8 protein-coding genes and 1 pseudogene are annotated in these 7,213 nt (G+C 29.9%); all 9 read right to left on the reverse strand.

The features are described from left to right. Window positions 1-113: 113 nt before the first annotated feature. Complete coding sequence (locus A500_RS13045) at window positions 114-518, reverse strand: ATP synthase delta/epsilon chain alpha-helix domain-containing protein (RefSeq protein WP_016208045.1); 405 nt, start codon at window positions 516-518, stop codon at window positions 114-116. Window positions 519-529: 11 nt separating this feature from the next. Further along, entirely contained in the window at window positions 530-1,921 is a 1,392-nt protein-coding gene (gene atpD, locus A500_RS13050; RefSeq protein WP_016208046.1) for a F0F1 ATP synthase subunit beta, read from the reverse strand. A gap of 15 nt (window positions 1,922-1,936) precedes the next feature. Continuing rightward, entirely contained in the window at window positions 1,937-2,788 is an 852-nt protein-coding gene (gene atpG / locus A500_RS13055) for an ATP synthase F1 subunit gamma (protein ID WP_016208047.1), read from the reverse strand. A 36-nt stretch (window positions 2,789-2,824) separates the two neighbouring features. Beyond that, window positions 2,825-4,339, reverse strand: a complete 1,515-nt coding sequence (atpA, locus tag A500_RS13060) for a F0F1 ATP synthase subunit alpha (protein ID WP_016208048.1) — start codon at window positions 4,337-4,339, stop codon at window positions 2,825-2,827. Window positions 4,340-4,349: 10 nt separating this feature from the next. Next, a pseudogene (locus tag A500_RS13065) lies at window positions 4,350-4,887 on the reverse strand (F0F1 ATP synthase subunit delta). Beyond that, entirely contained in the window at window positions 4,887-5,369 is a 483-nt protein-coding gene (locus tag A500_RS13070) for a F0F1 ATP synthase subunit B (RefSeq protein WP_016208051.1), read from the reverse strand. Before A500_RS13070 ends, A500_RS13065 begins: the two are co-directional and overlap by 1 nt. 39 nt (window positions 5,370-5,408) lie before the next feature. Beyond that, the gene (gene atpE / locus A500_RS13075; protein WP_016208052.1) at window positions 5,409-5,639 is read right to left on the reverse strand and encodes an ATP synthase F0 subunit C; all 231 of its coding nucleotides are present in this window, start codon (window positions 5,637-5,639) and stop codon (window positions 5,409-5,411) included. A 154-nt stretch (window positions 5,640-5,793) separates the two neighbouring features. Then, window positions 5,794-6,492, reverse strand: coding sequence for a F0F1 ATP synthase subunit A (locus tag A500_RS13080; protein ID WP_016208053.1), 699 nt, complete (start codon window positions 6,490-6,492; stop codon window positions 5,794-5,796). Beyond that, entirely contained in the window at window positions 6,493-6,855 is a 363-nt protein-coding gene (locus A500_RS13085; protein ID WP_016208054.1) for an ATP synthase subunit I, read from the reverse strand. Between the last annotated feature and the right edge of the window lie 358 nt (window positions 6,856-7,213).

Consider the following 7,213-nt stretch of genomic DNA (forward strand, 5'->3'; position numbering starts at 1 on the left):
TATCCGTTACCTTGTGCAAAAAATTGAGAATTATACACTGTGCACTACAAGATACTCAAAAAATAGAGGGATGAAAGAAATATAAATTCTTTCATCCCTCTATTTTTATAAATTTAATGATTAACACTTATAATATTAATTCTTGCATTAGCTCTTGCAAGTGCTCGCTTTGCTCTCTCTACATCTATATTTTTATTTTCTTTCAATCTTTTTTCAGCTCTATCCTTTGATTTTTCAGCTCTTTCTAAATCTATATCTGTAGGTCTTTCTACAGCATCACAGCAAAACTTTAGTTCATTTTCTTTTATATAAATGATTCCTGACGATGTAAATACTTCTTCTTTTTTATCGCCATTTACTATAAGAGTCGAAGTTGGAATAGTACTTACTATTATCGGTGCATGATTTGCTTTAAATTCAATTTGCCCATCCTTAGTTAATGTAGTCAGTCTCTCAGCTTCCATCTTTATTGGAGCTTTTCCAGGAGCAATTATACTTACTTTGAAAGTCTTACTCATAAATTCATCCCCTATCTTAAGGTCTTAGCTTTTTCTATAGCTTCTTCTATAGACCCTACAAATAAGAATGCTGATTCTGGTAAATCATCATGCTTACCGTCTAAAATTTCTTTAAATCCTTTTACAGTTTCTTTTACTGGTACATATCTTCCTTGCATTCCTGTAAATTGCTCTGCAACTGTAAATGGTTGTGATAAGAACCTTTGAACTCTTCTTGCTCTAGCAACTACTTTTTTATCTTCATCTGATAATTCATCAACTCCAAGAATTGCAATTATGTCTTGTAGTTCTTTATATCTTTCTAAAATATTTTTAACTTCAGTAGCAACATCATAATGTTCTCTTCCAACAACTCTTGGATCTAATATTCTTGAGTTTGATTCTAATGGATCAACAGCTGGATATATTCCAAGTTCAGCTATGCTTCTTGATAAAACTGTTGTTGCATCAAGGTGAGTGAATGTTGTTGCTGGTGCTGGATCTGTAAGGTCATCTGCTGGTACATATACTGCTTGAACAGATGTAATTGATCCATTTTTTGTTGATGTTATTCTTTCTTGAAGAGCTCCCATTTCCGTTGCAAGAGTTGGCTGATATCCAACTGCTGAAGGAATTCTTCCTAATAATGCAGAAACTTCTGATCCTGCTTGTGTGAATCTGAATATATTATCTATAAATAAAAGAACATCTTGACCTTGATCTCTGAAGTATTCAGCCATAGTTAACCCAGTTAATGAAACTCTCATTCTAGCTCCTGGTGATTCATTCATTTGTCCGAATACTAAAGCTGTCTTGTCTATAACTCCAGACTCTTTCATTTCATAATATAAATCGTTACCTTCTCTTGATCTTTCTCCAACCCCTGTAAATACAGAAAGACCTCCATGTTCTTTTGCTATATTATTTATTAATTCTTGTATAAGAACTGTTTTACCAACTCCAGCTCCACCGAATAGACCTATCTTTCCACCTTTTTGATATGGAGCTAATAAATCTATAACTTTTATTCCTGTTTCAAACATTTGTGGTTCTAAAGATTGTTCCTTAAAACTTGGTGCTGGTCTATGAATTGGATACATTTCTTTAATATCTACATCTCCAGCATTATCAATAGGATGGCCAAGAACATTAAACACTCTTCCTAATACTTCTCTACCAACTGGAACAGATATACATCTTCCCATATCAGTAGCTTTCATTCCTCTTTTTAATCCATCAGTAGATTCCATAGCTATAGTTCTAACTATATCATCTCCCATATGCTGTTCAACTTCTACTATTAGTAGTTTTTCTCCCATATCTATTCTAATCTCATTATAGATATTAGGAAGTCCATCTGAATCAAATTTTATATCTACTACTGGTCCAATTACTTGAACTACTTTTCCTATTCTCTCAGGCATAGTAATACCTCCTTACTATTTTTGAGCTTCTGCTCCTCCTACAATCTCTGATATCTCTTGTGTTATCATTCCTTGTCTTATTCTATTATACTTAAGATTTAAAGATTGCAATATATCATTAGCATTTTGCGTTGCTCCATCCATAGCAGTCATTCTAGCATTTTGTTCACTAACTTTTGAATGCAACATAGCTCTTCTTAATTTACTCTTAAAATATACATCTAAACTTGAATTTAAAACCTCTTCTAAACTAGGTTCAATTAATAATTGTTCTGACTTTATATTTTCCATTTCTATTGGGAATAGCTTTTCTATTTTTACTTCCTGCTTTATAGGAGATTTAAATTCTGTAAATACTATATTAACTTCACCTATTTCTCCAGTTTTAAACATATATAAAGCATCCTCATATATAGATCTTACTTCTTTTATTGTAGGTATGTCAGGAATTTCTACATATTCTCTAACTGTATCAAAGCCATATTTTCTCATATAAGAAATACCTTTGCTTCCTGCAACAACTATTCTAGCTGATTCTTTATCCTTAATCATTTCATTCATATTATTAGCTATATTCCCATTAAAGCCTCCACAAAGACCTGTATCAGAAGCTATAACAATATATAGTTTATCTAAATCTTTAGAAGCTTTTTTAAAGAAAGAACTTTCATATTCCTCTGGTAATGCTGACATTAGATTATATAATATCTCTTCACATAATTTATAGTGTTCTTCATTATCATTAAGCTCTTTTCTTGCTTTTCTAAGTTTAGAAGTGGCTACAAGATTCATAGCTTTTGTTATCTTTCTTGTACTTTCAACCGACTTTATTCTTCTCTTTATTTCTATAAGTCCTGCTGATCCCAAATTTCCACCTCCTAAAGAAGTGCATAGCTATTTAAGCTATGCATCTTGTAAGAATAATTTCTTAAACTCTACTATAGAGTTCTCTAATTCTATTTTTATTTCATCAGTTAATGATTTTACATCTACTATTTTCTTTAACAAATCTCTGTGGTGAGTATCAACATATTCTAGAAGTTCTCTCTCAAACTTTCTAACATCGCTAACTTTTATATCTGATAAGAAATCTTTTACTATTGCATATAAAATCACAATTTGTTCTTCTACTTCCATAGGTGAGTATTGGTCTTGCTTTAATACTTCTACCAGTCTCTTACCTTTTTCAAGTCTCTTTTTAGAATCTTTATCTAAATCCGAACCAAACTGAGCAAAAGATTCAAGCTCTCTATATTGAGCTAATTCAAGTCTTAACGTTCCTGAAACTTGTTTCATTGCTTTAATTTGAGCATTTCCACCAACTCTTGATACTGATATACCTGCATTAACTGCTGGTCTTTGTCCAGAGTGAAACAAATCAGATTCTAAGAATATTTGACCATCTGTTATTGATATAACATTGGTTGGTATATACGCAGTTACATCTCCTGCCAATGTTTCTATTATTGGAAGAGCTGTTAGTGATCCTCCTCCGTTTTCCTTAGATAACTTTGCAGCTCTTTCTAAAAGCCTTGAATGAATATAGAAAACATCTCCTGGATAAGCTTCTCTACCTGGTGGTCTTCTAAGTAGTAATGACATAGTCCTATAAGCTACTGCATGTTTAGAAAGGTCATCATATATTATAAGTACATCTTTTCCTTGGTTCATAAAATACTCACCCATGCTACATCCTGCATAAGGAGCTAAATATTGTAACGGTGCTGATTCTGATGCTGTACCACTTACAACTATTGAATAATCTAAGGCTCCAAATTCCTCTAAGGTATTAACTATATTTGCAACTGTTGATTGTTTTTGTCCAATAGCAACATATATACAAATTACATCTTTCCCTTTTTGATTTATTATTGTATCTAGAGCTATAGCAGTTTTACCCGTTTGTCTATCTCCAATTATAAGTTCTCTTTGACCTTTTCCTATTGGAATCATAGAGTCTATTGCTTTTATTCCAGTTTGCAGCGGTTCCTTAACAGAGCTTCTATCTATAATACTAGGAGCTGGAACTTCTATAGGTCTATAACCCGAATTATTTATTGGTCCTTTACCATCTATCGGAGCTCCAAGTGAGTTAACTACTCTTCCTAATACCGCTTCTCCTACTGGTACTTCAACAATTTTATTTGTTCTTTTAACTATGTCGCCTTCTCTAATTCCCTCTTCTGATCCTAAAAGAACGCAACCTACATTATCTTGCTCTAAGTTTAAAGCCATACCATAAATATTGTTAGGGAATTCTAGTAATTCACCTTCCATACAATCATCTAATCCATAAACTCTTGCCACACCATCACCAATTTGTATTATAGTTCCTGAGTCTACAGTTTTTATTTCTTTTTCATATCTTTCAATTTCCTTTTTAATTATGGAAGTTATTTCTTCAGGCTTAATATTCATACCTTCACCTCTATTCTGTTCTAAGCATTAATTCCTTTAGTTCCTCTAATTTAGATTTAACAGTTCCATCTATAACATCATTATTAATTCTTACATATATTCCACCAAGAATACTTTCATCAATAACTTTCTCTAGTATAATATGCTTATTATATTTTTTTCTAATGTAGCTATTAAATTATTAAACTCTTCTTCATTTAAGGGAACTGTAGTTTTTACTATACCACTTAGAGTGTTTTTTCTCTCTAAATAAATTTTTTCCATTTCTCTAAGTTTTTCTTTTAAATAAAGTATTCTATCTTTTCTATAAGAATTAATAAAAATGATAATAATTCCTCATCTATATGCCCTTTAAAAATATTTATAAAGGTCCTCTTTTTCTTTTTAGTACTAATTTGAGGGTGTTTAATTACTTCGTAGAATTCATTATTTGTATCTATAAGACTGCATATTTCACGTAAATCTTGTAGATACTGTTGAACTTTCCCTTTTTGTTCTGCTACTTCATATAGAGCTAGTGCATATCTACGGTCTAAATATTCATACATTATGAATTACCTACCTTAGTTATAAATTCTCCAATTAGCTCTCTATTCTTTTCTTCATCTATATTCTTTTCTATAACTTTTTTAGAAAGTTCGATAGCTAAATCTATAGCTTCTTTCTTTAACTGATATTCTACTTTTTCTTTTTCTCTATTTATTTCAACCTTAGCTCTTTCTAAAATGATTTTAGCTTCTTGATTTGCTTCTTCTACTATCTCATCATAAATCTTTTCAGCCTTTTGCTTATGTCTTTCTGTAATTAATTTCCCTTCTTCTCTAGCATTTTTTAATATTCTTTCATTTTCTATTGCTAACATTCTAGCTTTTTCAGCTTCTTCTTCAGCATTATCTAGTTGCTCATTGATAAGATTTTCCCGTTCATCAATAATAGCCTTAACTTTATCAAAAAACATATATTTTAAAACTACAAAAAGAATAATAAAGTTAATAATAGTAGCTATAAGGGTACTAGGGTTTATTTTCATTAACATATATTACCGCCTCCCTTCTGGAGCCCTAAGACACTATTTTAAAACAAATATTAAAAGAATTGATACTAATAATCCATAAATTGCAGTTGCTTCTGCGAAAGCAGCTCCAAGCATTAATGCAGTAGTGATTTTACCACTTGCTTCTGGTTGTCTTGATATTCCTTCTACAGCTTTAGCTGTTGCATTTCCTATTCCTATTGCTGCTCCTATACCTACTAATACTGCTATAGCAGCTGCTATTGCTCTCATTGATGTTGTGTCCATAATAAAAATCCTCCTTTAAAATAAAACAATATGATATTATATAATTAAAAATTAATATATAAGTTGTAATAAATACTCCACACTTAAATAAGTTTATAAAATCGTAACGGTGTAGATTATTAATTGGAACATATATATAAATACTTAAACAAAATTAGTGTTCTGAGTGTTCTGAATGTTCTGCAATCATTTTAATATTAATCATAGTTAACATTATAAATATAACTGTTTGAATACCACCATCAAAAATGTCAAAGTATGCATGTAATGGTACTGGTATTCCTATTTGAGCTATAAATCCTATATGATGTAATGCCTCATAACATAATTCTACCAAGAATGTCGCTGCAAGAATATTACCAAATAATCTTAGTGACAATGATATTGGTAGCATTATCCTTTCTAATATATTTATTGGTGTAATTATAGCAATAGGGAATGTATACCCTTTAAAATAACTTTTAAATCCACACTTACGTATTGTATAAAACTGTACCATGTAAAATGTAATTAAGGCTAATCCTATTGTCACACTAAAGTTTTTGGTAGGTACAGGTAGTCCTACTAATCCAGTAAAGTTCATAAATAATAAGAATACTGCTAAACTTCCTATAAAAGGAATAAGCTCTAAAAATTCTTCTCCCATATTGGCAGTAACTACATTTTTTAACATAGTATATATATATTCTACTACAGCTTGTTTTTTATTAGGTCTAAGTTTCATATTTCTTGTTGCCCATATAGATACAATAGCTATTATTATAATAGTTATCCATTGAATTACCACCTCTGGAGCTAAATCAATCTTAATAGGTCCAATAACATAAGACCATATTGGTTCTAGTTGTTCCACCTAATCACTTCCTTTCCCCGTCTTTATCCAATAAAATATTATTACAGCAAAATGTAATATATAGCCTATAAGATATGTTATAAGTTGTATTAAATTATTCAAAAATGGCAATGCTATAATAATGATGATTAGTATTCTTATTATATAGCTAAGAATTAATATTGTTTTTTTGTCATTTTTTAATGAGTACTCTAAAATTAATCCGCTAGCTATAGTATTTAATAATGCTATCACTATCCCTAATGCAAAAATTAAGGCCACTTTTAAATCAATCAGAATAGATAATATAAGTGCAAAAATGAATACAATCATTAAATCATATTTTATTAATTTTGATACCATCTTATTCATTTCTCTACTCATCTTATCTTCACCTCGAACTAACTCTTGTTATTATAGTACTCTAAAAACATTAATGAAAATGTGATTTTAATTGATATAACCCTTTTAATCGCTATATTAGGTTGTTATAAGAAGTTATGTTGATTTTGCTTACTTCGATTCACTTTTGTTTACATTTTCTTAACATATAGCTAAATTAAAAGAATATTATTCATTTTTCAGAATATTTTAATTATTGAATTTATATTTTCCCAGTCATGATATCATTTTCATATTAAGTTTTATATATATTTTTTTCCAACAATTGTATTTATCGCCTTTTATAGTGCTAAAAAAAACTTATTTTTCTATTTATAAGTTATAATTATAATTATAAAAA

The sequence above is a fragment of the Clostridium sartagoforme AAU1 genome, from assembly GCF_000401215.1.
Taxonomy (GTDB): domain Bacteria; phylum Bacillota; class Clostridia; order Clostridiales; family Clostridiaceae; genus Clostridium; species Clostridium sartagoforme.

Excerpts from the sequence above, each read along its gene's own strand:
- A500_RS13045 (WP_016208045.1), bottom strand. The coding sequence starts at position 518 with ATGAGTAAGACTTTCAAAGTAAGTATAATTGCTCCTGGAAAAGCTCCA.
- atpD (WP_016208046.1), bottom strand. The coding sequence starts at position 1,921 with ATGCCTGAGAGAATAGGAAAAGTAGTTCAAGTAATTGGACCAGTAGTA.
- atpA (WP_016208048.1), bottom strand. The coding sequence starts at position 4,339 with ATGAATATTAAGCCTGAAGAAATAACTTCCATAATTAAAAAGGAAATT.
- A500_RS13070 (WP_016208051.1), bottom strand. The coding sequence starts at position 5,369 with ATGAAAATAAACCCTAGTACCCTTATAGCTACTATTATTAACTTTATT.
- atpE (WP_016208052.1), bottom strand. The coding sequence starts at position 5,639 with ATGGACACAACATCAATGAGAGCAATAGCAGCTGCTATAGCAGTATTA.
- A500_RS13085 (WP_016208054.1), bottom strand. The coding sequence starts at position 6,855 with ATGAGTAGAGAAATGAATAAGATGGTATCAAAATTAATAAAATATGAT.